At 65.4% G+C, this 24,917-nt stretch carries 23 protein-coding genes and 1 pseudogene; 16 read left to right on the top strand and 8 right to left on the bottom strand.

Annotated elements, in window-relative coordinates:
• Positions 1-19 precede the first annotated feature (19 nt).
• Genes MKAN_RS05795 through MKAN_RS05780 form a run of 4 tightly spaced genes read left to right on the top strand, consistent with a single transcriptional unit; the run spans position 20 to position 4,728 of the window.
• Positions 20-1,612 carry an acyl-CoA synthetase gene (locus tag MKAN_RS05795; protein WP_036392542.1) on the top strand — a complete coding sequence of 531 codons (1,593 nt, stop codon included), beginning with the start codon at positions 20-22 and terminating at the stop codon, positions 1,610-1,612.
• Positions 1,609-2,439, top strand: a complete 831-nt coding sequence (locus MKAN_RS05790; RefSeq protein ID WP_023366134.1) for an amidohydrolase family protein — start codon at positions 1,609-1,611, stop codon at positions 2,437-2,439. Before MKAN_RS05795 ends, MKAN_RS05790 begins: the two co-directional genes overlap by 4 nt.
• A 2-nt stretch (positions 2,440-2,441) precedes the next feature.
• Positions 2,442-3,506 (top strand): acyl-CoA dehydrogenase family protein, encoded by a 1,065-nt coding sequence (locus MKAN_RS05785; protein ID WP_023366132.1) that lies wholly within the window; start codon positions 2,442-2,444, stop codon positions 3,504-3,506.
• Between the two features lie 16 nt (positions 3,507-3,522).
• The gene (locus tag MKAN_RS05780; protein ID WP_023366130.1) at positions 3,523-4,728 is read left to right on the top strand and encodes an acyl-CoA dehydrogenase family protein; all 1,206 of its coding nucleotides are present in this window, start codon (positions 3,523-3,525) and stop codon (positions 4,726-4,728) included.
• 83 nt (positions 4,729-4,811) lie between these two features.
• On the opposite strand, the gene MKAN_RS05775 is transcribed toward MKAN_RS05780, so the two are convergent.
• A complete protein-coding gene (locus MKAN_RS05775; protein ID WP_023366128.1) occupies positions 4,812-6,311 on the bottom strand; it encodes an acyl-CoA carboxylase subunit beta in 1,500 nt (499 codons plus the stop codon).
• Positions 6,312-6,355: 44 nt separating this feature from the next.
• Between MKAN_RS05775 and MKAN_RS05770 the strand changes: the two genes are divergently transcribed.
• Both MKAN_RS05770 and MKAN_RS05765 read left to right on the top strand, forming a co-directional pair.
• Complete coding sequence (locus MKAN_RS05770) at positions 6,356-7,378, top strand: LLM class F420-dependent oxidoreductase (protein WP_023366126.1); 1,023 nt, start codon at positions 6,356-6,358, stop codon at positions 7,376-7,378.
• Positions 7,375-8,610 (top strand): annotated as a pseudogene (locus MKAN_RS05765) (cytochrome P450). The gene MKAN_RS05770 and the pseudogene MKAN_RS05765 overlap by 4 nt, the downstream one beginning before the upstream one ends.
• 532 nt (positions 8,611-9,142) lie before the next feature.
• Here the strand turns inward: MKAN_RS05765 and MKAN_RS28685 are convergent.
• A complete protein-coding gene (locus MKAN_RS28685) occupies positions 9,143-10,453 on the bottom strand; it encodes a serine hydrolase domain-containing protein (protein WP_023366120.1) in 1,311 nt (436 codons plus the stop codon).
• Between the two features lie 77 nt (positions 10,454-10,530).
• Here MKAN_RS28685 and MKAN_RS05755 point away from each other — a divergent pair, with 77 nt between their 5' ends.
• From MKAN_RS05755 to MKAN_RS05745, 3 genes are all read left to right on the top strand, one after another.
• On the top strand, positions 10,531-11,358 hold the full coding sequence (locus MKAN_RS05755; protein ID WP_023366118.1) for an SDR family NAD(P)-dependent oxidoreductase: 828 nt from the start codon (positions 10,531-10,533) through the stop codon (positions 11,356-11,358).
• Positions 11,359-11,439: 81 nt separating this feature from the next.
• Positions 11,440-11,880 carry a VOC family protein gene (locus MKAN_RS05750; protein ID WP_023366116.1) on the top strand — a complete coding sequence of 147 codons (441 nt, stop codon included), beginning with the start codon at positions 11,440-11,442 and terminating at the stop codon, positions 11,878-11,880.
• A complete protein-coding gene (locus MKAN_RS05745) occupies positions 11,877-12,659 on the top strand; it encodes an SDR family NAD(P)-dependent oxidoreductase (RefSeq protein WP_023366114.1) in 783 nt (260 codons plus the stop codon). Before MKAN_RS05750 ends, MKAN_RS05745 begins: the two co-directional genes overlap by 4 nt.
• Positions 12,660-12,855: 196 nt before the next feature.
• Here MKAN_RS05745 and MKAN_RS05740 read toward each other — a convergent pair whose 3' ends face one another.
• Positions 12,856-14,088, bottom strand: a complete 1,233-nt coding sequence (locus MKAN_RS05740) for a cytochrome P450 (protein ID WP_023366112.1) — start codon at positions 14,086-14,088, stop codon at positions 12,856-12,858.
• 102 nt (positions 14,089-14,190) lie between these two features.
• Here MKAN_RS05740 and MKAN_RS05735 point away from each other — a divergent pair, with 102 nt between their 5' ends.
• Genes MKAN_RS05735 through MKAN_RS05720 form a run of 4 tightly spaced genes read left to right on the top strand, consistent with a single transcriptional unit; the run spans position 14,191 to position 17,757 of the window.
• Entirely contained in the window at positions 14,191-14,550 is a 360-nt protein-coding gene (locus MKAN_RS05735) for a Rieske (2Fe-2S) protein (RefSeq protein ID WP_023366110.1), read from the top strand.
• Positions 14,547-15,611, top strand: a complete 1,065-nt coding sequence (locus MKAN_RS05730; protein ID WP_023366108.1) for an amidohydrolase family protein — start codon at positions 14,547-14,549, stop codon at positions 15,609-15,611. Before MKAN_RS05735 ends, MKAN_RS05730 begins: the two co-directional genes overlap by 4 nt.
• Positions 15,608-16,795 (top strand): amidohydrolase family protein, encoded by a 1,188-nt coding sequence (locus MKAN_RS05725; RefSeq protein ID WP_023366106.1) that lies wholly within the window; start codon positions 15,608-15,610, stop codon positions 16,793-16,795. The genes MKAN_RS05730 and MKAN_RS05725 overlap by 4 nt, the downstream gene beginning before the upstream one ends.
• Positions 16,792-17,757, top strand: a complete 966-nt coding sequence (locus MKAN_RS05720) for an alpha/beta hydrolase (RefSeq protein ID WP_023366104.1) — start codon at positions 16,792-16,794, stop codon at positions 17,755-17,757. The genes MKAN_RS05725 and MKAN_RS05720 overlap by 4 nt, the downstream gene beginning before the upstream one ends.
• Positions 17,758-17,770: 13 nt before the next feature.
• Here the strand turns inward: MKAN_RS05720 and MKAN_RS05715 are convergent, their stop codons facing one another.
• Positions 17,771-18,415 (bottom strand): hypothetical protein, encoded by a 645-nt coding sequence (locus tag MKAN_RS05715; RefSeq protein ID WP_023366103.1) that lies wholly within the window; start codon positions 18,413-18,415, stop codon positions 17,771-17,773.
• Positions 18,412-19,128, bottom strand: a complete 717-nt coding sequence (locus tag MKAN_RS05710; RefSeq protein WP_023366101.1) for a hypothetical protein — start codon at positions 19,126-19,128, stop codon at positions 18,412-18,414. The genes MKAN_RS05715 and MKAN_RS05710 overlap by 4 nt, the downstream gene beginning before the upstream one ends.
• 195 nt (positions 19,129-19,323) lie before the next feature.
• Here MKAN_RS05710 and MKAN_RS05705 point away from each other — a divergent pair, with 195 nt between their 5' ends.
• Positions 19,324-20,466 (top strand): acyl-CoA dehydrogenase family protein, encoded by a 1,143-nt coding sequence (locus MKAN_RS05705; protein WP_036392886.1) that lies wholly within the window; start codon positions 19,324-19,326, stop codon positions 20,464-20,466.
• Entirely contained in the window at positions 20,463-21,698 is a 1,236-nt protein-coding gene (locus MKAN_RS05700) for an acyl-CoA dehydrogenase family protein (protein ID WP_023366096.1), read from the top strand. Before MKAN_RS05705 ends, MKAN_RS05700 begins: the two co-directional genes overlap by 4 nt.
• On the opposite strand, the gene MKAN_RS05695 is transcribed toward MKAN_RS05700, so the two are convergent.
• The 3 genes from MKAN_RS05695 to MKAN_RS05685 are packed head-to-tail and all read right to left on the bottom strand — an operon-like array spanning position 21,667 to position 24,299.
• Positions 21,667-22,926: an MFS transporter gene (locus tag MKAN_RS05695; RefSeq protein ID WP_023366094.1), complete on the bottom strand. Its 1,260-nt coding sequence runs from the start codon at positions 22,924-22,926 to the stop codon at positions 21,667-21,669. The genes MKAN_RS05700 and MKAN_RS05695 overlap by 32 nt on opposite strands.
• Before the next feature lie 4 nt (positions 22,927-22,930).
• A complete protein-coding gene (locus tag MKAN_RS32480) occupies positions 22,931-23,986 on the bottom strand; it encodes a PPE family protein (RefSeq protein ID WP_023366092.1) in 1,056 nt (351 codons plus the stop codon).
• A 16-nt stretch (positions 23,987-24,002) separates the two neighbouring features.
• Positions 24,003-24,299 (bottom strand): PE family protein, encoded by a 297-nt coding sequence (locus MKAN_RS05685; protein ID WP_023366090.1) that lies wholly within the window; start codon positions 24,297-24,299, stop codon positions 24,003-24,005.
• Positions 24,300-24,405: 106 nt separating this feature from the next.
• Here MKAN_RS05685 and MKAN_RS05680 point away from each other — a divergent pair, with 106 nt between their 5' ends.
• Complete coding sequence (locus tag MKAN_RS05680) at positions 24,406-24,900, top strand: MarR family winged helix-turn-helix transcriptional regulator (protein WP_023366088.1); 495 nt, start codon at positions 24,406-24,408, stop codon at positions 24,898-24,900.
• The last annotated feature ends 17 nt before the right edge of the window (positions 24,901-24,917 follow it).

Here is a 24,917-nt window from a genome sequence, read left to right as displayed (position 1 = left end):
AAGACCGTGCCCCAATGGACTGGACGCCATCGCGGAGGTCATTCCGGATCACCAGATGACGGTGTGCGGTCCGCGCCGCAGCACCTTCGCCGAGTCGGCGGCGCGAACGGACCGGTTGGCAAACTACCTGCACGGCAATGGTTTCGGAGTCCACCAGTCGCGCGAGACGCTGCAGCGGTGGGAATGTGGTCAGGACCGGGTTGCCCTGATCATGTACAACGACCTGTATCCCGACATGGTGATCGGCTGCCTCAAGGCGCGCGTCGTGCCGGTCAATGTGAACCACCACTACTCGCCGCGTGAGATCGCTGAGCTGCTCGACTATGTCAAGCCGCGGGGCGTCATCTATCACCGCTCGCTTGGTGCGCGATTCGCCGAAGTGTTGCCGCCCCACGAGACCGAGTTACTGATATCCATCGACGACGCGAGCGGCGCTGCCGAGCTGCCGGGCGCGGTTTCGCTCGATGACGCACTGGCAACCTGTGGCGCTGGCCGCACGGTCGCGGGTTCGCCGGACGATCTGATCATGATGTGCACCGGCGGAACGACAGGACGCCCCAAGGGGGTGCTGTGGCGCCAAAGCGATATCTACGTGACGTCGATGGTGGGCGCCGACCACGCAGGCGTCGAAGAGATCCATCAGCTGGTGCGCGCAGGGGGCCCGCCGTGGTTCGCCGTTTCACCGCTCATGCATGCCGCCGGGATGTGGACGGCGTTCGCGGCTCTACTGCACGGCCTCACCGTCGTCATGTACGACGACCGCAACCGGCTCGACGCGCGGTCGGTCTGGGCGACCGCCGAGCGCGAACAGGTGGGCATGATCACCATGGTCGGTGACGCATACGCCGCACCGCTGGTCGCCGAACTGCGGAACCGTACGTACGACCTGTCGTCGGTGCACTCGATCGGCACGGGCGGGGCGGCCACCAACGCGAAATACAAACGTGCATTGATGGAGTTGCTGCCGCAGGCCACCATCATCGAGGGCTATGGCTCGTCGGAGACCGGCAATATGGCATTCGGGTACAGCCGCGACGGAACCGCCAGCGAAACCTTCGAACCCAGAGTCGGTGCGACCGTCGTCTCCGCGGACCGCAGCCGATTCCTGCGGCCCGGTGAGCCCGAGATCGGCTGGGCGGCAAGAATCGGCCGGATTCCCATGGGATACTTCAACGACGCCGACGCCACCCAACGCACTTTCCCCGAGATCGCCGGCCGCCGTGTGGTGATACCCGGCGACCGGGCTTGCCTCGAGAAGGACGGAACCATCCGGTTATTCGGCCGCGACTCCCTGGTGGTGAACACCGGTGGCGAGAAGGTGTTCGTCGAAGAGGTCGAGGACGTACTGCGCACACATCCCGGCGTTGCCGATGCGCTCGTGCTGGGACGGCCCAGCGAGCGCTGGGGACAGGAAGTGGTCGCGCTCGTCGTGTTACGCCCGGATGCCCGCGTCGGTGAACCGGGACTGTATGCCTTCTGTACCTCGCAGCTGGCGCATTTCAAGGCCCCCAAGGCGTTCATAGTCGTCGAGCACATCCAGCGTCTGGGCAACGGCAAGCCGAACTATCGGTGGGCGAGAGAGCAAGTGACGCGGCAGGTCCCGGCACCATGACGCAGACGACGATCGACTGCCTGGTGAACGTCCACTTCGGTGAGGCCGGGTCCCAGCCGACCTGGATGCTCAAGGTTCGTCACGACTACTTCAAGGGCCCCGAGTCGATGTTCGAACCAGTCGAGCTGCCCGCGCTGCTCGCCGAGATGGACGAACAGGGGGTGCACAGGGCGATCCTGATGGATTCGCTGGCCAACCCGTCCGTCACCGCGCGCGCGTTCGTCGAAGCCGAGCCCGACCGGTTCGCGCTGGCCATGGGCGGAGTCGACCTGCTGCGTCCGGTCAAGCCGTTGCGTGAATTGAGCGCCATTGTCAGCGACCTGCCCGTAGCGTATGCCGTTGTCGGGCCCAGCTTTTGGGGAGACGGGCAATACCCGCCCAGCGACGCCGTCTACTATCCGCTCTACGCCAAGTGCGCCGAACTCGACCTTCCGCTGTGCGTCAACACCGGCATACCCGGGCCGCCGATCCCCGGAGAAGTGCAGCATCCGATGCATCTCGACCGGGTGTGCGTGCGGTTTCCGGAGCTGCGGCTGTGCATGATCCACGGCGCCGATCCATGGTGGGACGTGGCGATCCGGCTGCTGCTCAAGTACGCCAACCTGCGGCTGATGACCTCGGCATGGTCGCCCAAGCGATTGCCGGAAGCTCTGCTGCATTACATGCGGACCCGGGGCAAGAACAAGGTGATCTTCGCCTCGGATTGGCCGGTATTGCCGATGCGCAGGGTCATACCCGAGGCGCGGGCCCTGGACCTGCCGTCCGACGTCCTGCAGAACTACCTCTACAACAACGCCCAAGAATTTTTCTTCGGTGAGGAGCGCTGACGATGGACCGTTTCGAATTGCGCAGGCTGGACTACAGCTTGTCCGAGGACCATATCGCGTTGCAGTCGGCGTACAAACAGTTCTTCAAGACCCACTGCTCGATCGAAACGGTCCGTGCCGCAGAGCCATCCGGTTTCGACAAGAGCCTGTGGGAGCGGTTGTGCGGGATGGGCGCCACGACGATGGCGCTACCCGAGTCCGCCGGCGGCGATGGCGCGACGCTGGTCGACCTCACCCTGGTGGCCGAGGAGATCGGCCGCTCACTGGCGCCGGTCCCGTGGATCGACCATGTCTGCGCGACGCGGCTCCTGGCACGTCTCGGGATGCTGGATGCCGAAACCGCGGCCCTGGCCAACGGAGAACAGCTCGCGGCGCTCGACCCGCGGATCGATGGTGGGCCGGGCCGGCGGCTGATTCCGGCCGGGTCGATTGCCGGCCGCGTCGTCGTCGTCGACCGCGACCGTATCCTGAGCCTGACGTTCGGCACGCAGCCGGCGAAGGTGGACAACATCGGCCGGCTGCCGATGGCCTGGGTTGATCCGGCAGCCGCTGACTCTCGGACGGTGGTGGCCCGCGGGTCCGAGGCGCTGGCGAATTATCAACGAGCCCTGGATGAATGGCGACTGCTGATGGCCGCGGCGCTGGTTGGTCTGGTCGAGGAGACGATGACGATCGCGGCGGAGTTCGCCAAGACCCGTTACACACTGGGCGTGCCCATCGCTACGCTGCAAGGCATTTCGCACCCGCTGGCGAACATGGCCATCACCGTGCACAGCGGGCGCAATCTGGTTCGGCGTGCCGCCTGGTTTTTGGACAACGAACCCGGTGAACGACCGGAACTGGCACCGGCAGCGTTTCTGTTCATGGCGGAGGAAGCCGCCAAGGCCGCCACCATGGCGGTCCACATCCAGGGAGGCCTGGGGGTTTCGGCCGAGGCCGCCGCCACCGCCTATCTGGTGCGGGCCCGCGGATGGCCACTGGCCGGGGGTGATCCGGGCGCGTGCGCCCGGCGCATTGCCGAGATCGTGGCCACCCGCGAAACCGCGTCCCGGGCCGCGTGCTTCTAGGAACAGGAGCCCAACGATGGACTTTTCCCTGGTTGAACTTTCCGAAGAGGACCAGGCATTCCGCGACGAGGCGCGCCGGTTTCTGGCCGAGCACGTGACCGACGAGGTCCGCCGTCACGACCGTGAGACGGGCGACAACTTCCATGAGGGTCTGCACCTGAAGTTCGGCGCCGCAGGGTATTTGGCAGCGGAGTGGCAGACGGAATCCGAAGGCGGATTCAGCCGGGTGCAGCGGCGCATCTGGGAGCTGGAGAAACGCCGCGCCCGAGTGCCGTGGGTGACGTGGGGAACGACCGCCATGGTGGCTCGGTCGGTGACGAAGTTCGGCTCAGCCGAGCTCGTCGAGGAGGTATTGCCAGGTGTCTTCAGCGGCCATGTCCGGATGTGCCTGGGCTACACCGAGCCCGAAGGCGGATCCGACGTCGCCACCTGCAAGACCCGCGCGGTGCGCGACGGCGACAGCTGGGTGATCAACGGTTCGAAGATGTTCACCACCGGCGCGCATAACTGCCAATACGTCTTTCTGATCACCAACACCGACCCGCACGCCCGAAAGCACAAGAGCCTGACCATGTTTCTGGTGCCGCTGGACTCGCCGGGCATCGAGATCCGGGGCATCCGCACGGTGGACGGCGACCGGACGAACATCGTCTACTACAGTGACGTGCGCGTCGATGACAAGTATCGGCTCGGCGAGGTGAACGGGGGCTGGACGGTCCTGCGGGAGCCGCTCAACGTCGAGCACGGCGCGGTCGCGCCGGCACCCGACGGGTTGCAGGACACCTCGATCATGATGCACCAGGCCGGTGTCATGGCCGAAGCGGTCGACCGGGTCGCGGCGCAGGTGACCAGGCCCGGTCCCGGCGGGTACCGCCTGCTCGACGACGGGTCGGTGGCATATCGATTGGGCCGCGGCGTCGCGCGGGTGGAGGCAGCGCTGTCGGCACCGGGCATCTTCGGGCGGGTGGCGATCGCGCAAACGATGCGTGACATCTCTTCCGACCTGATGGACGTTCTGGGGACCGCTGCTGCGTTGCCGTTCGGGGCTGACGGCGCGGCCGATGACGGCGGCGCCGAATATGTCTACCGCTTCGCACCGTTGGTCGGAATCTACGGCGGCACATTGGAAGTGTTCCGCAACATGATTGCCGAGCACGTGCTCGGCCTGGGCAAGCAGATCCACGCGCCGCCCGCCAGCAAGGTTTTCTCCCGCCGAGCGTGAACACACTGTGGTGCGCGTCGGCGTGTCGTCGCAGTGGGTTCACGTTCGACGCGGTGCGTGCGACGCGGGTGGCCAGAACAACGTCACGGCATGATGAGCGTGCGCATCACCGGTTCCGCGGTGGCCTGCCGGGCGTTGATGCCGCGCTGCAGCGCGGCCAGCAACGCGTCACGGGTTTCACGGGGGTCGATGAGTTCGTCGAAGCCCATATGCTCAGCCGACCGAAATGACGCCTGCAGCTCCGCGTTTCGCAGCTTGGCGGACAACTCCTGGTCGGCATGTGAGGCGCGGCTGAGCGCCACGGCACCCATGGCGCCCATCGTCGCGCCCGGATAGGCGAAGGTCGCCACCTGGCCGTCGAAGCTGATCAGGCCCATCACCATGGAGCCGAAGCCGTAGGCCTTACGCAATGTCACGTGCAGCTTCAGCGTGGTGGCCGAGGTCTGCGCGGCGAACATCCGTGCCCCGCTGCGCAATACGCCGGCACGTTCAGACCGGCTGCCCGGCAGCATGCCCGGGTTGTCGGCCAGGAAAACGATCGGCAGGTGGAAGGAGTCGGCCACCGTGATGAAGTGTGCGGCCTTGTCGGCAGCGTCGGCGTCGATGGACCCGGCCAGTACCTGCGGCTGGTTGGCGACGACCGCGACCGGATGGCCCCCGAGGTGGGCGAGGGCGCAGATGATCGCCCCGCCGAAATGTGGTTGTACTTCCAGCCAGTCGGGCGAGTCGAAGACGACATCGAGCACCGAGCGCATGTCGTAGATGCGGCGGTTGTCCCGCGAGACGATGTCCAGCAACTCCGGCGTGGACCGCTGCCCGGGTGTCGCCTCCGAGGCCGGCAGCGGCGGTGGATACGACCACGCGCTCGGCGGAAAATAGGACAGGTAGCGGCGAATGGTATCCAGCGCGGCCGCGTCGTCGTCGGCGACATTGTGGATGACGCCGCTGGTCAATGCGACGTCCGGACCGCCCAACGCTTCTTTCGAAATGTCTTCGCCCGTGGACTCTTTGACCACCGGCGGCCCGGCGGTGAAGATCGCGCCCTGTCGGCTCATGACGGTGAAATCACAGATCGGGGCGACGAGGGCGCCGTGTCCGGCCGAGGAGCCGAGCACAGCGGCCACCGTCGGAACCCGGCCCGAGCACCGTGTCTGGGCGAGCAGGTCGGTCGGGCTACGTCCGTAATGGGTACCGGTGGGGCGAAACCCGGCGCCTTCGAGCAGCATCACCAGCGGTATCTTGTCGCGCAACGCCAGCTCGGCGATGCGGTAGCGCTTGGAATTGCTACCCGGCGCGATGGTTCCGGCCAGCGTCGTGAAGTCCTCGGCGCCCACCATCACGGGGACTCCGTTGATCCGCCCCCAGCCGGTGACGATCGCGTCGGCCGCGACCTCGCCGCCGACGATGGTGCCGAGTTCACGGAAGGTGCCCGGGTCGAGGAGCCGTTCGACTCGGGTGCGCGCGTCGAGTTTGCCCAAACCGTGCTGTTTGTCGAGTCGCTCCGGCCCGCCCATCGCCCGTGCCTGCCGGCGGCGACTGTCGAGGTCCTCGAGCGTCTGCTGCCAATCCTCGGCTTTGGTCATGCGTCTGTCCTACATACTGGATTGCTTACTGTAAAGTCGCTCCAATGGGTAGCGCGCCCCGCCTCAAAGTCGACGGGGGCATTCCCAATCAGCTCGCCCGGGTCGTCGAGGCGGCCGATGCGTTGGAGCGAAACGGATATGACGGTGGCTGGACGGCCGAGACCAGTCACGATCCGTTTCTGCCGCTGCTGCTGGCCGCCGAACACACGTCGCGGATCGAACTCGGCACCAACATCGCGGTGGCCTTCGCGCGCAATCCGATGACCGTGGCCAACCTGGGCTGGGATCTGCAGAGCTATTCCCGGGGACGGTTCATCCTCGGGCTGGGCACCCAAATCCAGGCCCACATCGAGAAGCGATTCAGCATGTCCTGGAGCCACCCGGCACGCCGGATGCGGGAATTCGTTGCCGCGCTACACGCGATCTGGTCCGCCTGGCGCGACGGCGGCAAGCTCCGTTTCGAGGGCGAGTTCTACACCCACAAGATCATGACCCCCATGTTCACGCCGGAGCCCCAGCCGTATCCGGCACCGAAGATCTTCCTCGCCGCCGTGGGCGACGCAATGACCGAGATGTGCGGCGAGGTCGCCGACGGCCACCTCGGACACCCGATGGTGTCCCGGCGCTACCTCGAAGAGGTGACCATGCCAGGGCTGCTTCGCGGTCTGCAGCGCTCCGGCCGGGATCGCGGCGACTTCGAGGTGTCCGCCGAGGTGATGATCGCGACGGGCGAGAACGACGCGGACCTGGAGACGGGGGTCGCGGCCCTGCGCAATCGGATCGCCTTCTATGGGTCCACGCCGGCCTACCGCAGGGTTCTCGACGTGCACGGCTGGGGAGACCTGCACAACGAACTGCGCCGCCTTTCCCTGAACGGTGAGTGGGACGCCATGGGATCTCTGATCGACGACGAGATGCTAAGTGCCTTCGCGGTTGTCGGACCGGTCGACGGCATCGCCGCCGCGCTGCGCGATCGGTGCGACGGCGTAGTCGACCGGGTGCTGCCGATCTTCTTCGGCGCCTCGCAGGACTGTATCCGAGCCGCATTGACGGACTTTCGGCAATGACGGTACGGACCGTGGACGAGGCCGCCAAAGTATTGGCGGACCCGCTGGCCTATACCGATGAACCGCGGTTGCACACCGCGCTGACTCACTTGCGCGCCACCGTTCCGGTGTCGTGGGTCGAGGTGCCGGACTATCGCCCGTTCTGGGCGATCACCAAGCACGCCGACATCATGGACATCGAGCGCGACAACATGCTGTTCACCAACTGGCCCCGCCCCGTGCTGGCAACCAGACAGGGCGACGAGCTGCAGGCGGCGGCGGGTGTCCGCACGCTCATCCACCTCGACGACCCGCAGCACCGGGTGGTCCGCGCGATCGGCGCGGATTGGTTCCGCCCAAAAGCCATGCGGGTGATGAAGCGTCGCATCGACGAGTTGGCCAAGAGCTACGTCGACAGGATGACGGCGGTGGGGCCCGAATGCGATTTCGTGCAGCAGGTCGCCGTCAATTACCCGCTCTACGTGATCATGTCGCTGCTTGGGCTGCCGGAGGCCGACTTCGGCCGCATGCTCACGCTGACCCAGGAGTTGTTCGGCAGCGACGACAGCGAATACCAGCGCGGCACGTCCAGCGAGGACCAGTTGCCCGCGCTACTGGACATGTTCGAGTACTTCAACGCAGTGACCGCGGCGCGCCGCGAGCATCCGACCGACGATCTCGCGTCGGCGATCGCCAACGCCCACATCGACGGCGATCCGCTGTCGGACATTGAAACGGTGTCGTATTACCTGATCGTGGCGACCGCCGGGCACGACACCACCAGCGCAACCATCTCCGGCGCACTGCAGGCACTCATCGAGAATCCGGACCAACTGCAGCGGCTGCGCGACGATCTCGGCCTTATACCGCTGGCCACCGAGGAGATGATCCGTTGGGTCACCCCGGTCAAGCACTTCATGCGCACCGCTGCCGCCGACACCGTCGTGCGCGGAACACCCATCGCGGCAGGCGAATCCGTCCTGCTATCGTATGCATCGGCAAACCGCGACGAAGACGTCTTCTAGGAGCCGTTCCGCTTCGACGTGGGACGCGAGCCGAACAAGCATTTGGCCTTCGGCTACGGCGTGCACTTCTGCATGGGTGCCGCACTGGCCCGGATGGAAGTCAGCAGCTTCTTCGCCGCGTTGCTTCCCAGGCTGGAATCCATTGAGCTCTGCGGTGATCCGCAGCTCGTCGCCACCACGTTCGTCGGCGGTCTCAAGCACCTCCCCATTCGGTACTCGGTGGTGTAACCGCGGCAAGACATCCCGGCGGTGAGGTGTTCCCGATATTCAAGGTGCCCGGCTCACTCGGAGATTCACGGTGACCAGTAGTTGGTGAGTGGGCTGCCCGCTGGTGTTAGGCGGCATCGGCGTGGGGGCGCGGGTGAGCATCGTGTGTTCGAGCGTAACGATGGCAGTTCGCTCGGCGGCGGGATGGCTGACAAGACTGTTATTCCGCCGCATCGGGTGTGCGGTGACGGCTTTGAGTGTGCGTGGAGGGCGGGAACATCCGCGCGATCGGCCCGCCCCGACGGCACACTCGACACCGTCAGCGCGCACTCGGCGTCACACCCCACCACGCACCCAATAACACCAGCCGCGATTTCCATCTCCCCATACCGGGGCGCGGCCCACGCCGGCTCTGAGCGACAAATTCGTTGCGCCCCTGAGGGTGTCGCTGACAGGCGGACAAAGCGGGTACCGGCTTCACCCGACTTGGCCGGGAATGGCCATGGCCCGGGATGGAGTCGGGGCGGTGACCGGCGCAGCGACCGAAGTTTGGCTATCCGGCCGCCGAGATTTCTTTGATGATCGCCGGGCCGTGATTGTCGGCCAGGATAGCCGGCTTGTCCTTGTTCCAGAAGCCGTTGACCAGGATGGCAATTCCCATCGACTCGTTCGCGGGGCCGGCGGGCGTGATCCCTATCCAGCAGGAGCAGCCGCCCGCAGAGGTCAGGCCGTCTTTCCAGATGATCTGGGCCGGACCGGTTTCGACCTGCCAGGCTAGGCCCATCTGGGTGGGTCCTCGGGTGTGCTTGCCGCACATCTCGACCGATAACGGCTCGAGTCGGATCGTGGTGGCCAGTGCCTGCATCAGGTGCTCAGGCCCGCGCACGGCGCCCAGATGCGCCAGCAGCCAGGTGTGCATATCGGCCGCCGAAGACTTCAGATCCGAAGGGGCAGCTGGCGATACCTCCCGGCCGTTGGGGTAGGCGCGCGCTAGCTGTGCGCCGTCAGCCACCGTCGTACCGGTGTCGGGCATGGCTAGTGGCCCGGTGATCTGATCACGCAGCACACCCGCATACGACCCACCCATGCCCGCACACCGGTAGGCCGACACGGCGGCGAAGCCTAACGTGACGAAGCCGAGGTTGGAGTATTGCCAGCAGCTTCCAGGTTGCGGGCCGCGGTGGGTCCGCCACGCGTTGAGCAGGCTTGGCGGCGGCGCGGAGGGGTTGGTGAGGAACAGGCCGTCACCGTCGGCCGGGCCGGTGGAATCGTGCGCCAGACCCGATGTGTGCTGGGCGAGCATCCTCGGGGTGACCAGTTGCATGGCCTTGCTCAGATCTCCGGTGTCGCCGAGATAGGTGCTCAGGTAGCGCTTCAGCCCGGCATCCCAGTCGAAGCAGTCCGGCCGCATCGCTACCCCGGCGGCGAACAGTGCGGCGGTGAAGGTCTTGGTCACGGATCCGATGGAGAAGATCGTTCTTTCGGTGGGCGGGTTGTTCTCGCCCACCGTTCCGTACATGTAGAACGGCTTGAAAGCGCGGCTCGGATGCGCGAAAGCCACCGCGACGCCGTAGTCGCGTCCCGGGGCTCTGGCTCGCAGATGGTCAAGCAGCGTCTGGGCATGGTTGCCGATGATCCGATCGACATCGGACTGGGTAGGCCGGATCGGCCTGCCGCGGGTCTCCGGGCTTGCGGTGGTCGTCGGATCGGGGCGGCGCGGTGTGGGGGTCGCACCACAGGCGATAAGCGCACCGCTTACGCCGGCAACACCGACATGCGTGGCGAGTCGCCCGAACTCGCGGCGAGGAAAAACGCCCATCGCGGCCTTTCGTGATCCGTACTCGACAAACGATCCGGTCGGCATCGGTCTCGGCATAAGTCAATGACATTCGGCGCGGTATCGCTACACTCTCGTTGGAATACGCACGAGGACGCAACGATATGACGCGCAAGACGATTGTCATCACCGGCGCCAGCGACGGCATCGGGGCGGCGGCGGCGCGGCGGCTCAGTCGCAACGGCGAACACGTCGTCGTGGTCGGACGCTCGGAAGCCAAGACCACCGCAGTGGCCGCGGAGTTGGGTGTGGATTACTTCGTTGCCGACTTCGCCGACCTATCCCAGGTGCGGGCCCTAGCGGACAAGATTCGCTCGGAGTACCCGCGCATCGACGTGTTGGCCAACAACGCCGGCGGCATGAGCAGAGCAACTCAGCTCACAGCCGACGGCTACGAGAAAACATACCAGGTCAACTATTTGGCGCCGTTTCTGCTCACCACGCAGCTGTTGACAGTGCTGCTCGATTCTCGCGCGACGGTCATCAATACGACCAGCTCGTCGCAGAAAATGCTGCCCCGAGTGACCATTACCACCCTCGAGAACACGGCTCACCATCGGCCCAGCATTGCCTACGTGCTGACCAAATTGGCAATCGTGTTGTTCACCAAGGAATTACACCGCCGTTACCATGGCAGCGGACTGTCGGCCGTGACGTTTCATCCGGGCTATGTGAACTCCAACTTCGGCGATGCATCGGGATCGCGGGTCCTGACCTTCATGAAACACCACGTACCGATATCGGCCCGATTCACGGCCACGCCGGAACAGGGAGCCGAACAACTGGTCTGGCTGGCGTCCAGCCGCCCCGGCGTCGATTGGACGTCAGGCGAGTACTACTCCCGGCACAAGATCGCCAAAGCCAACCGCGCGGCCTACGATCCGCGTCTGGCCGGCGAGCTATGGGAAAGCACGATGGCCAAGCTCGCTTAGGTGCGGCTCCGGCGTTGCGAATGAGTTCCGGGCGCTGTCCCGCCTCAACGACTGAAATACTGCCAGCTAACATTGCATTTCGTGCTAGGTGTTCATCACGCCGCGATCTGCACCGCTAATGTCGAAAGTTCTCTGCGATTCTGGCGGGACGGTCTCGGGCTGACCGAATTGTTCGACCATACTTTCACCGGTAATTGGCCGGAATTGTTCGGCGCCAAGGCCGACCAACTGCGATCTATCTTCCTGGGTGATCCGCAGACGCCCGATTGCGGGATCGTCGAACTGGTGGAGTTGTTCGGTGCCGATGAGGCGCTACCCGCGCCTCGCACGCCGCGGCACGGCTTCTTCCTGCTGTCGTTGCAGCGCGACGTCGACGCGACGCTGTCCGCGCTGGCGGCTTTGGGTTTCGCCGACGGGGTACGGCGGATCAGCATGCCGGCTCCGGCAGGCAAGACCGTTCCGATGGCGGTCGTCATCGCACCGGACGGCGTCCTTGTCGAGCTGATCGGACCCGCGGTATGAACGCGGTGACTGCCCTGGTAACCGGCGGCTCCTCCGGGATCGGACGAGAAGTCGTGGCGCGGCTCCGCGACGCGGGCCACGACGTCGTCGTGTGGGATTTGTCCGATGCCGACGTCATCTGCGATGTCAGCGATCCCGACGCGGTGGCGGCCGCGATGGCACAAACCGTGCGCGAGCACGGGGTGCCCACCCGGGTGGTCACCTCCGCCGGCGTCGGGGCGTCCGGTCTGTTGCTGAAACAAACACCCGCGGAATGGGAACGTGTCTTGGGGGTCAACCTCACCGGCACCTGGCTGACCATCCGCGCCGCCGCGCAAGCCATGATCGATGCCGGAGTGGGAGGTTCGATCGTCGCGGTCTCCAGCATCAGCGGCACCGTCGCCGACCGCGATATGGGCGCCTACTGCGTGTCCAAGGCCGGGGTGGACATGCTGGTGAAGGTCGCCGCGGTGGAGTGGGGCACCCACGACATCCGGGTCAACGCCGTCGGACCAGGCGTCACACGAACACCGATGCTGCCCAATCCGGAAGCCTGGCCCGGCTGGGTGGACGGCTTGTCCAGGCGGACGGCCCTGGGCCGCCTGGGCGAGGTCAGCGACGTGGCCGCGGCCATCGTCGGCGTCCTCGAACTGCCGTGGGTGACCGGGCAGGTGGTACACGCCGACGGCGGCCTGGCTCTGCACAGCCCGATCGACGCATACGGGCAAGTCGAGCGGCTGATGCGCCTGAAGCGATTGAGAGAACTCAGAGACCAGCGGGAGAACGCCAAGAAGGCTTAGCGGGCATCGAAATCGATGATGCCGCAGATTATTTACCGTTGCACAATTCGGTGTAGGCGGTGTTGATGTCATCGAGGCGGTAGCGCCGGGCGCCAAGCCATCTGCACCAGGACCTCGCCGGCACGGGACGCGTCCGACTCGAATTCCTCTACGAACCAACGCCCCCAGACGTCATGCGGGATCGCGGCCCGGCTCCTCACGCGGCCGGGGTGAACGTGACCGGAAGCTTGTTGGGCGACCGGAACGTGAGCCCGACGATCCTGGATTCCTCACCGGTGCCGTCGTCGGGGACGAAAGTCAGGTCCGTGATCCGGTCGAGCAGGCTGTTGAGCATCACCCGCGTCTCCAACCGGGCCAGATGCATGCCCAGGCACATGTGGATGCCGCCCGCGAAGGCGATGTGTGCGTGCCGCGGACGCCGGATGTCGAACGTGTCGGGGTCGGTCCAGCGAGTTTCGTCGCGGTTGGCCGAACCCATGCACAGGTCGATCTGCGCATCGGCCGGAATGGTCTTGCCGCCGATTTCGACGTCTCCGGTGGTGGTCCGCATGACCATGGTCAACGGGGTTTCCACCCGTAGGCCCTCTTCGATCGCGGTGGGTATCAACGAGCGGTCTTGGCGGACCATCGCCAACTGCTCGGGGTGAGTCAGCAGGAGGTACAACAAGTTTCCCGAGGACCGGTACGTGGTCTCCAGGCCGGCCGGCAGCAGCAGGCGCAAGAACGCGATGATCGCCTCATCGGTGAGCTTTTCGCCGTCGATCTCGGCGGCGACCAGGTCGCCGATGATGTCGTCGGTGAGTTTGCGCCGCCGCTGCTCGACCTGGTCGAGAAAGTAGGCGTGCAGCTCGGCCGCCGCGGTCAACCCGGCCATGATGTCGGTCGGGATCGAGATGAGGTCGAGTGACAGCCGCCGGAACAGGTCGAGGTCGTCCCGGGGCAGCCCCAGCAGTGTCGAGATGATCCGCGTCGGAAACTCGAACGTCAGCGCCTTCACCAGATCGGCGTGACCGTCATGCTTGATTTCGTCGATCAGCTGGTCGCAGACCGGCCCGATGACCGACGGTTCCCAGCGTTCCAGCGCGGTGGCCCGGAAGGCCTTGGCCACCAGGCTGCGGTGGTCGTGGTGCTCTTTGCCGCCCATCGCCAAAATGGTGTGGCCCATAACCAATCCGATGGTCTTGTCGTAGTTGGCCGACGTGAAGATGCGGTCGTCGCGAAAGGCCTGAAACACGCCGTCGTAGCCGAACAACACCCATTCGTCGTTGGGCCGCAGTTCTTCGGGCATCTGCTCGTGGTCCATGAGGGCGCCATGCCACACCGGGTCGGTGCGCCGCATGTACTCGAAGAACGGGTAGGGGCTGGTCTGGCCGCTGGTATCAAGCGTGGGGACGACGGCCTGGCCTTCGGAGTTGGTGGACAGCGTCATCAGCGCTCCTCCCGGTACGGAATGTCGCTATTATAGTATAAATAGCAACGAAGCCAGGCGGTGGTGGCGGCTGCCGTACCGGGCAGAAGGCGGGGTACACCGGTGCTGCAACGGCGACTTGTGTGTACCGTCGACGAACTGCCGCCGGGCACCATGAAGCTGGTCGACGCCGGGAAGTACGGGGTGGGTGTCTACAACGTCGGCGGTGCGCTGTATGCCATCGTCAATTACTGTCCGCACGAGGGCGCCCCGTTGTGCCGTGGCCTGATCGGCGGCACCAACGAGTCGGTCCCCGGCGAACCCGGGCGACTACGCCGGGTAAGGGACGGCCAAATCGTGCGATGTCCTTGGCACAACTGGGAATTCGACGTCACCACCGGCCGCAATGTCGCCGATCCGCGACGTCGGGTTCGCACCTATCACGTCGACGTGACCGACGGGAAGGTGTACCTGACCGCATGAGCCCGGTTATCGATGCCTGCATTGACACCAACGTGCAGCCCCATTTCCGCCACAACGCGGAGATACGGCGTTATCTGCCCACTGCCCATCAACTGCGGTCGATCCCCGACGTTGAACAGCAGTGGTACCAGGCTCCCGGCGGTGACTACCGGCCGGACCTGTATGGAAAGCATTACCCCGGCTCGGATCCCGAGACCGTCAGCAGGCATCTTTTCGACGACGCGGCTGTCGACTACGCCATCCTCAATCCGCTGACCCGGGGCAACATCGCCGACTACCTGCTCAACAGCTGCATCTGCGCAGCGGTCAACGACTGGCTGCTCGACCGGTGGCTAGATCCCGACCCCACCAACCGATTCCGGGGAACCATCCGGGTCAATCCGGAGGACCCCAAGGGTGCCGTCGCCGAAATCGAACGACTCGCCGGTCATCCCAAGCTGGTTCAGGTAGGTGTTCCGATGCAATCGCGCGAGCCGTACGGCAAGCCGATGTTCGAGCCCATCTGGGAGGCCGCCGCCGCTCACGGCTTACCGGTGGCGGTGCACATCAACGGCGGCAACGGCGTCGACTATCCGCCGACGTTCGCCGGGCACGCGCACACCTATCCCGGGTACGCGGCCTTCATGCCGCTGAACTACTTCGTGCACCTGGCCACGCTCATCGTCGAGGGTGTCTTCGGCCGGCACCCCGGCCTCACGTTCGTGTTCGCCGACGGCGGATACGACATCCTCACCCCGCTGATATGGCGGCTGGACACTTTCTGGCTGTCGATGCGTGACCAGACGCCGTGGGTGGATCGCTATCCCAGCGAATATCTGTCCGCTCATGTCCGGTTTTGCTCGTCGGCTTTCGACGGACCCGTCGATGCCGGGCAGATGCCGCGCTGGATGGACTTCTCCGACAAGGCCGACCTGGTGATGTACGGTTCGAGCTACCCCCATTGGTCCACGTCGCCACCCGACGCGGCCGTCACCGGTTTGGATGAGCTTCAGCGCGCGAAGATGTTGTGGCGCAACGCCAGCGAGCTCTACGGCCTGAAGGTGGAAAGCAGCGTTACATGACCACGACCGAACGAGCCGACGCCGGCACGCAACGGCGAGAGATAGCGGTCACCATCGTCGACACCGACGTTCACCCGCTGCCCGTCTCTGTCGACGTGCTCAAGTCCTACGCGCCGGCCGAATGGGTGGCCAAGATCTGGCCTACCGGCAATGCGGTCACGCCGGTGCCGCACTTCTACGACACCCCGGACTCCTACAAGACGATGTCGTTGCGGCTGGACGCCGTCCCGCCGGGCGGCGGGTTCGCCGGCAGCGACCCCGATTTCGCCGCCAAGCAGTTGCTGGTGGATGCCGGCGTCAGCATCGCCTCGCTGGAGCCGATGTGTGACGCGCAATTGCCGCAGGCCGAGCAGGTGCTGAAGTCGACATACAACGACTGGCTGGCCGACGTCTGGCTGGACAAGCACAATGCGCACGGCCGGTGGCGCGGGTCGATCAGCGTCAGCGCCCAGACACCGGAACTGGCGGGCCGTGAGATTGAGCGCTGGGCCGGCCATCCCTATATGTGCCAGATTCTGATGACCCCGCAGACTCGTGGAATCCCTTTCGGCAGTCCGCATTTCGATCCCCTCTACGAGGCCGCGGCCCGCAATGGGCTGCCGGTGGCCACGCATCTGATGGGTCAGACGCCGTTCGAGTTGATCCCGCTGTATCCCGTCGGCAACCCCGCGCACTGGCATGACTTCTTCGCCTCCTGGCCGCTGCTGTACGTGTCGCACTTGATGAGCCTGGTATTCGACGGCGCGTTTGATCGCCATCCGAACTTGCGGGTGGTATTCATCGAAGGTGGCTTCACCTGGGCGATGCCGGTGATGTCGCGGATGGACCAGATGTGGCAGGCCCGCCGCGGCGACCTTCCGCATGTGCGCCGGTCCCCGTCGGAGTATGTGCGCGAACACGTCCGGTTCACCACCCAGCCGCTCGAAGAGGTCGACACCGTGAAGTTTCGCCAGTATCTGGACATGATGGACCTGGGCGACAATCTGATGTTCTCGACGGACTACCCGCACTGGAGCTACGACTCTCCGGCGTATGCGTTCAACCGGTTCCCCCCCGACCAGCGGGAGCGGATCATGCGCGGCAACGCGACCGCGCTCTACGGGCTGCCCGCGACCGTCAAAGCACTGCCCGGAGAACGGCTCGGCGCTGCCTATGGCACTGAGCCGGAAGGCGAGTCATCATGACTCAGACGAATCTCGCACGGCCGCAAGGCCTCAGCCGTATCGACCCGGCGCTGCGAGATACCGCCGCCGCGCTGAGGATCGTCGAATTCAGCGTCGAGACGTTGAGCGCGGAGCGACAGCATGCCGACCGGGTCGCCGCCGAGCAGGCCGCGGCGGTCGACACGGGTGTTGCCGGGGTGAGCATCGAATCGCGATACATTGCCGGTCCTGACGGCGGGCGGCTGGGCTTACGGCTGTATCGGGGTGGCAGCGGGTCAACCGCGCCGATAGTGATCTACGCCCACGGTGGCGGATTCGTCACCGGCAACCTCGACACCGACCACGGGCACTGTGTGGAGCTGGCTCACGCGGCCGACTGCCTGGTCGTGTCGGTCGGCTACCGGCTGGCGCCCGAGCATCCGTGCCCGGCGGCCCTCGATGATGTCGAGGCGAGTCTGCGTTTTGCTGTCGACAACTGCGCCGAACTAGACGCCGATGCCCATCGGCTGGCGGTGATGGGCCGTGACGCCGGTGCGGCACTGGTGGCCGGATTGGCTCAGCGCATGTTCGACGAGGAAGGCCCGCCGATCCTGGTGCAGATTCTGCATCAGCCGATGCTCGATTCCGACGCCACGCCGTCGCGGCGGGAGTTTCAGCGCACCCCCGGTCTCAACGGTCAGGCGGTGTCCCGGGCCTGGGCCCATTACCTGGGCCACACCACGGCGAATCGTCACCACGTTCCGGCGCACCGGGCGAATCTGGAAGGCTTGCCGCCGACATTCATCAGCTGCTCGGAGATCGACCCCTGCCGCGATGAGGCCATCGACTACGCGAACCGTCTGCTGCACGCGTACGTCCACACCGAACTGCACGTCTTCGCGGCGACGTTCCATGGCTTCGACTCCGTCGTCACCGATTGGGTCGTCTCCCAAGAGAACCGGGCGCTGCATGCTCAGACGCTGCGGCGAGCCTTCGCGACCTAAACCGGGGCGAGACCTAGACCGGGTTGAATTTGGTGATCAGCCACTTGCCGCCGACCTGGGTCACGCTCACCAGCACGCTGCTGGGCTTGATGGTCGGTTCGGGGTTGTCCTTGGTGGTGGTGCTCTGGTCGACGAAGACCAGCACGACGGCCGAACCCGGATGCAGCTCCGACACTGCGGCGCGCATCACCTTGGCGGTGGTCTTCAGCGCTTTCTGCTTGGCCCCCGGAACCACGAACTGCTGCGTGAATTGGTTGTAATAGTCCAGGAAATCCCCGCCGAGATGTGACCTGGCGGCGGCGATGTCCTTGTCGAGCGTGTCGGACGAATACGACAACAGCGCGACTGTACCGTCAGAGGCCGCGCTGACCGCGGCGCGTGCGACGCTGGGGCCGACCTGCTGATCGGGCCGGTACAGCTTGGCGTACAGCCAGGCGGTGATGCCGCCGGAAATCAGAATGAGCACGATCAAAATCACCGGGACCGGTTTCAGATTGATCTTTCTGCGCCATAAGTCCTGCGCCCAGCCACGGGCCGGTGCGGGGGAGTCGTCAGCCGGCGCTTCGTCGTCCCACTCGTCGCTCGCCGGGATCACCGACGTCGCTGAATCGTCGAATTCGCTCTCGGCGTCGCCGATGTCACGCATGTGATCGGTCACGGTACGAACTCAACCTTCGACATCTTGTACTGCCCGTCCTCCTCGGTCACGGTCACCTTCAGCCTCCACTCACGTGGTTCCTCTTTGCCGTTCCCGCCGTTGGTGACCCGCGATGTCGCCGAGACGAGCACCAAAGCGGTGTTCCCATCCATGGATTCGACGGCCGTGGCGGTGACCGTTCCTTCCGTCACGACTTTGGACTGCTCGACAACCTTGGTGAAATCGGCTGCCCGCTGCTGGAATTCGTCCTTGAACTCGCCCGTGGAACTGTCGATCACCCGCTGGACGTCTTCCTTGGCTTTGCGGAAGTCCAGGGAAATCATATTGATGATGCCCTTTTTGGCCCCGTCGGCGAACGCCTCGGCGCGTTCGTGACGCTGCGTGGTCTGGTGGTGCTGCCATACCATGATTCCGCTGAGCGCGGCGAAGCCGCAGATGATGACCACCGCGGCGGCCTTGGCGAGTCCGGCCAGCAGCACCCGCAACCACCGCCAGGACCGGCCTCGGGGGGCGGCCGCCTCGGCGGCGTCCTGGCCTTCGACCTCGTCTGTCTCGTCGTCGGCTGCGACAAACTCGTCGTAGTCGACGTACTCGTAGTCGGCGTCGCTGTACTCGGCATCGTCTTCCCCGGCGGCATCGGCTTGTTCGGCCCATGCCCTCACCTCGGGTTGCGAGTTCGCCGACCCCGAGTGCGGTTGCGTTGCGTCAGCCATTGCGGTTACAGCCCGTGGCCATCATTATCGACTGAACTCCGGTATCTCTTACGGTATCGCCCATTGCTAACATCAGAGTCGCCACCGAACTCCGCTCCAGCGAGGACCGATTAGGCGGATGATCAGCCACCCGAGCTTTCCCACCGACGTCCTTTGCGGCGGCGAAGGACGGCCCAGGAGAGTACGGGCGGCATGATGACCGCTGTCGACTCTCCCGAAAACATACTCTTTACCTCCACTACCCACGCATTTCTGCGAAAAGAAGCCTCGCTGCGCCGTGTCCGGGAGTTGCATGCCGCGGGCCTGTCCTTTGACCCGCAGTGGTGGCAACGGGCCGCTGAGCTGGGGTGGACGGCTCTGCTCGTTCCCGAGGATTTGGGCGGCGGCAGCATCTCGGGCAACGGCGTCGAGGATCTGGCCATGGTTGCCGAGCAGCTTGGTAAGACGGTGGCGCCCGGGCCGTTGTATCCGGTCAGCACCGTGCTTGCGGCGTTGGTCGACTGCGCCGAGCCGCACGCGCACGCCGGGGTGATCGCGTCCCTGATGTCTGGCGAAGCGGTGGCCTCGTGGGCGGTCTGCGAACCGGGCCGGGGTTGGTCGCCGCTGGATCCGACGGTCACGGCCACACCCGTCGACTCCGGCTACCGCATCGAGGGCGTCAAAGACCGGGTGGAAGCCGGTGCCCAGAGCGCGCTGTTGCTGGTGGTCGCGCGGTGCGGTGATGAGGTCCGCCAGTTCCTGGTGCCTGCGGATGCGCACGGAGTGCGGACTGCGCCCCAGCAGTCGCTGGACTTGGTCAAGCAGTACGCGAGGGTCGATTTCGACGGCGTCGTGGTGGCTGAGTCGGCGGCGGTCGGCACCGCCGCCGAGACGGCGGGGCTGATCGATCGGCAAAGTCAGATCGCTCAGGTACTGCAGTGCGCCGAGGTGGTCGGCATCCTGCAAACGGTCTTCGACTTCACCGTGCAATGGGCGCTGGATCGGCACACATTCGGACGTCCGCTGGCCTCCTACCAAGCGCTCAAACACAAGTTCGCCGACATGAAGCTGTGGCTGGAGGCTTGCCGCGCCACCACGGCCGCCGCGGTGAAAGCGGTTGGCGCGCGCTCGCCGGCAGCGGGCCGGGCGGCCAGTGTTGCGAAGTCCTATGTCGGTGAAATGGCGGGACAGATCGTTCAGGGTTGCGTGCAGATGCACGGCGGTATCGGCATCACCTGGGAGCACGACCTGCACCTGTACCTGAGGCGAGTTACGTTGTACCGCGCCATGTTCGGCACGCCGGAAGAACACAATCGCCGGGTATACGCGCTGGAAGCCGAAGCGAAGGCGCCTCGATGACGCCGACCCAGTCCGTTGCGGAATTCGCCGCCCGGGCCCGGGCGTGGCTGGCCGACAACATGCCATCTGTCGACCCTATGTCACCGCCTGCGGCGCCTCGCGATCAAGAACGCTCCTGGCAGCGGGCTCGTGAACTGCAAAAGCGGCTCTACGAAGGAGGATTCGCCGGGATCTGCTTCCCCCGCGAGTACGGTGGCCAGGGTCTACCGTATGAATACCAACGGGCGTTCGACGAGGAATCCTTGTGCTACGAGATGCCGTTGATCCTCAACACCCCGACGTTCACCATCTGCTGTGCCACACTGCTCGACACCGCCAGCGAGGAGCAGAAGAAGACTCACATCGGGGCGGCGTTGCGCGGCGACGAGGTGCTGGTGCAACTGCTCTCGGAGCCCAGCGGCGGATCGGACTTGGCGGGCGTCCTGACCCGCGCCGTGCGACGCGGTGACCGCTGGGTGATCGACGGTGCCAAGACCTGGAGCACCAGCGCGTTCGCGGCCGACTACGGACTGTGTCTGGCCCGCACCGACTGGGATGTGCCCAAACATGAGGGGCTGACGATGTTCCTGGTGCCCATCGATCACCCCGGAATCACGTTGCGCCGGATCACCCAGGTGAACGGCTCCTCGGAGTTCTGCGAGGAATTCCTCGACGGGGTGGACGTCGGCGAGGATGCGGTGGTCGGGGAGGTGAACAACGGCTGGGCCGTGGCCTCGCGACAGCTCTATCACGAGCGCCGGGCGGTCGGGATGGGCTCGGAGTTCGCCAGTGGCGGTGGCAGCGAGGGCGGTCACACGACGCCGGTCGACTACGCCGAGCTCGCGCGGCAGGCCGGCCGGGCCGACAGTGATTGGGTACAGGAGACGGCCGGTCGGGCGTTGGTGCACCGCGCGGTGGCCGAGCAGCTGATCGAGCACGTCTACCGCAGCGTCGGCGACGGCACGCTGCCGCCTGCCGGTGGAACGCTGATCAGGCTCTTCCACGCCGAGACGGTGATGTGTGAGATGGACACCGCGCTGGCGATCGCCGGAGCCGCCGGTGTGGTGGGGCAACCCGGCGAGGGCCTGCAGGCCGGACTGCGCTACCTCGCGCGGCAGTCCGTCGCCATCGGCGGTGGAACAACCGAGATGGCGCGCAACGTCATCGGTGAGCGGGTGCTGAACTTCCCGCGGGAATACGCCGCCGACCGCGGCGTGCCGTTCAATCAGGTACGGCACGGCCAGGCGCGTTGATCTGTGCGTCATGTCGATATAGTCCCGTCGCGGCGATTAGCCCGACGAGAATCAGTGCGGCCCACACGAGTTCGTCGGTGTCTAGGCGGTGTTCGGTGCCCAGCAGCGCCCCGATCGCGAAATTGCCGGCCAGGATGCCGACTCCGATGATGGTGTTGTAGAAGCCATAGTGGGTCGCCACCAACCGTTCGCTGGACAGCGACACCACGATGTGCATCTCGAAGGGAAACACCGCTGCGGACGCGACGGCGAGCAAGGCCGCCGCGGCAAGCAACGCCGCGACGGCCGCTGGAGTGCCTAACCGCTGCGAGTCGGGGATGGCGGCCAGCGGCGCAAACGATGCCGCCATCAGCGCCACCCCGATGTACACACTGCGCCCGGGCCGCCATCGTGCCGAGAACCATCGCGTGATGCGCAGCTGGCCGGCCACCGCAACCAGGCCTGACGTGCCGAAAACTGCTGCCACCAATTGTGCTTGGGAGTGTGGCGCCACCACCGAGGCCTGCGCGGGAAGCATGAGATAAATCTGGGAGGACAGCAGATAGGAGCCGGTCATGGTGGCGGCGAACCGCAAGAACGATCTATTGCCCGCGACCGCCCGCCAGTCCGAGATGATCGACGTCTTCGCCGGCGCGGCCGGCCCCGGATCTGCGAATCGGTGCCCCGGTAACGCCAGGAGTTGTGCGAGGGCAAGGACGGCGAAGATCACCGTAGCCGCCAGTACACTCATCCGGAAGTTCGACGTCACAAAGGCCAGTCCGATTAGTGGGCCGAGGAAGATTCCCGCTCGGTTGAACATGTTCAAGGTGGCGAATGCTTCGATTCGGCGGTCGTCGGCTTCGGTGGCGAGATACGCCCGCAGCGCCGGGTTGAACAGCGCACCAGCGAAACCCGTTGCCGCTGCGGCAATCAACAACGTCGATAGCGACTGGGCGATCGCCAACAAACCGAATGCGCCAATGCGCAGCAGACAACCGGCTACGATCAACGGTTTGTAGCCGAGCCGATCGGCGAGCGTACCGCCCACGAAAAACATGCCCTGCTGGCTGAAGTTGCGCACACCCAGCACCAGGCCGACAGCCCACGCTGCCAAGCCAAGGGTCCCTGCCAGATAGCTGGACAAGTAGGGCATCAGCATGTAAAAGCCTATGCTGGCCCCGAATTGGTTGATCATGAGTACGCGGCTTGGGCGGCTGAAGCTGCGAAACTGGGCCCAGAATCCGTTCATGGCACTATCCGACGTACTGTGATTGCGGAAGGACGTTGAGGCGCAACAGGTCTCGCACAACTGCGCTGCCGGCTTGTTGCGTGGACTTCGAACTCGCGGGAATCCCGCCGACCAGGCTGCCCGGCCCGCTTCCCACGCCCAACGGTTGTGCAACCGAGTTGACAGCCGGTATGGCGTCGACGCTGGTGCCGGCCAGTGCTTGCGGAGCGGGGATCGTCGCCGCGGCCGCGCTGGCCGGCATGCGTGGCACCGATAGCCCACCGACCCTGGTCGCCTGGCCCAGCCCGGCCGACACCGTACCGCCGACTTTCACTGTGTCAGCTGCTCCCTGGGTGGGGACCATCCCGACGGTCATGCCGGCGGGCATAGTGAGGTCGCGCAGCGCACCGGGCACGAAGCACAGCAGTGATAACACCGAGATGACCGTGGAACTGATATTCAGCGTCTGCAAGGTCACAACGGCCGCGTGCACGATCTGCTGCGTTTCCGCACCGGCTGCCTGGCCGACCGAAGCGGCGTGGGACGCCAGCCCGGCGGTGTTGGTGGTCCGCGGCGGCCACGCGAAGGGTGTGTGCCTCGTCGCGGCATCCGACGAGGCGGCATAGGCGTACATGGTGGCTGCGTCCTGGGCCCACATCTGGCCGTAACGCGCTTCGGTGGCGGCGATCGCCGGACCGTTTTGGCCCAAGATGTTCGTCGCGACCAACGTTGCCAACAGCGCGCGGTTGGCTGCGATCACCGGCGGCGGCACAGTGGCTGCGAACGCCGCCTCGTACGCCGACACCGCAGCCCTGGCGTGGGTGGCCGTTAGCTCGGCGTGGGCAGCGGTCGCGCTCAACCAAGCCACATGGTGTGCGGCCGCCGACGCCATCGATGTCGACGCGCAACCCTGCCACGTGGCGGTCAGTGCCATAATCGCCGAGCGGTGCGCGTCGGCCGCCGAATGCAGCTCGGCGGCCAACTCGTCCCATGCGGTCGCCGCGGCCAGCATCGGTCCCGCGCCCAGACCGCAGTACATCCGCCCCGAGTTCACTTCGGGCGGCAATGATCCGAAATCCATTGCCATCACTCGGGTTTCAGCGCGCTGCCGTCGCGTTGGCCGCCTCGGCCGCCGCATACGAACGGCCGCTGGCCAGCAGGGCCGCCACGAAATCCTGGTGTGTGGCCAAGGCTTGAGCACTGACCTGCTGGTAGCGCTCACCGTGAATGCCGAACCGCTGGGCGGTCAGCGCCGATACCGCATCGGCGGCTGCGGGGAGCACCGCGGTGGTCACGGCAGCCGCTGCCGCATTTCGTGCCGCCACGGCCGAACTGGCAGTCGCCAAGGCGGCGGCGGCTATGCCGAACTCGTCAGGTTCTGTGATGACGTACATGTCTTCCTCTCCTGGGCCAGATGACAATCCGGCCAAAATTTGATGAAGGTATTGTACGTATAGCAACTATTGAAATTGCAAGTGTGAGCCCTGTTACTATTTGCATGTGAATAGAACCAATGAGGGTGACTCGCGAGCGGGCGTCCGGCTCAGCGAGCTGGATCCCAAGCAGGAACAAGCCTGGGAGCTGTGTATTCATTCGGCTGCGTTGTTGCAACGCACTCTGGATGCCGAGCTGCGTGCCGAGTGCGGCATGAGCCTGCTCACCTTGGACACGCTGGTGCAGTTGTCCCGCGCGCCCGGCCAGGCCCTGTACATGAAGGACCTGGCCACGGCCCTGGTCTACAGTGCCAGCGGAATCACCCGGATTGTTGACAACCTGGAACGATCGGGTCGTGTCGCGCGTAACCCGGATCCGGCCAATCGTCGGGCCACGCTTGTCCAGCTGACCCCGCGAGGACTCGGTGAGCTGCAATCAGCGTGGCAGCTTCATGCCCGCGGCGTCGAACGTTGGTTCGCCAAACACGTCAACCCGCGTCAGGCGAATGTTCTCGTCGAGGTGTTCGGCGCGGTGACCGCGGATTTAGAACGGCTGCGGTAGTGCAGGTTAGTGCCGGC

The organism is Mycobacterium kansasii ATCC 12478 (genome assembly GCF_000157895.3).
Taxonomy (GTDB): Bacteria; Actinomycetota; Actinomycetes; order Mycobacteriales; family Mycobacteriaceae; genus Mycobacterium; species Mycobacterium kansasii.
Note: the sequence above shows the minus strand (reverse complement) of the source record. Positions and strands in the feature narration are given on the sequence as shown.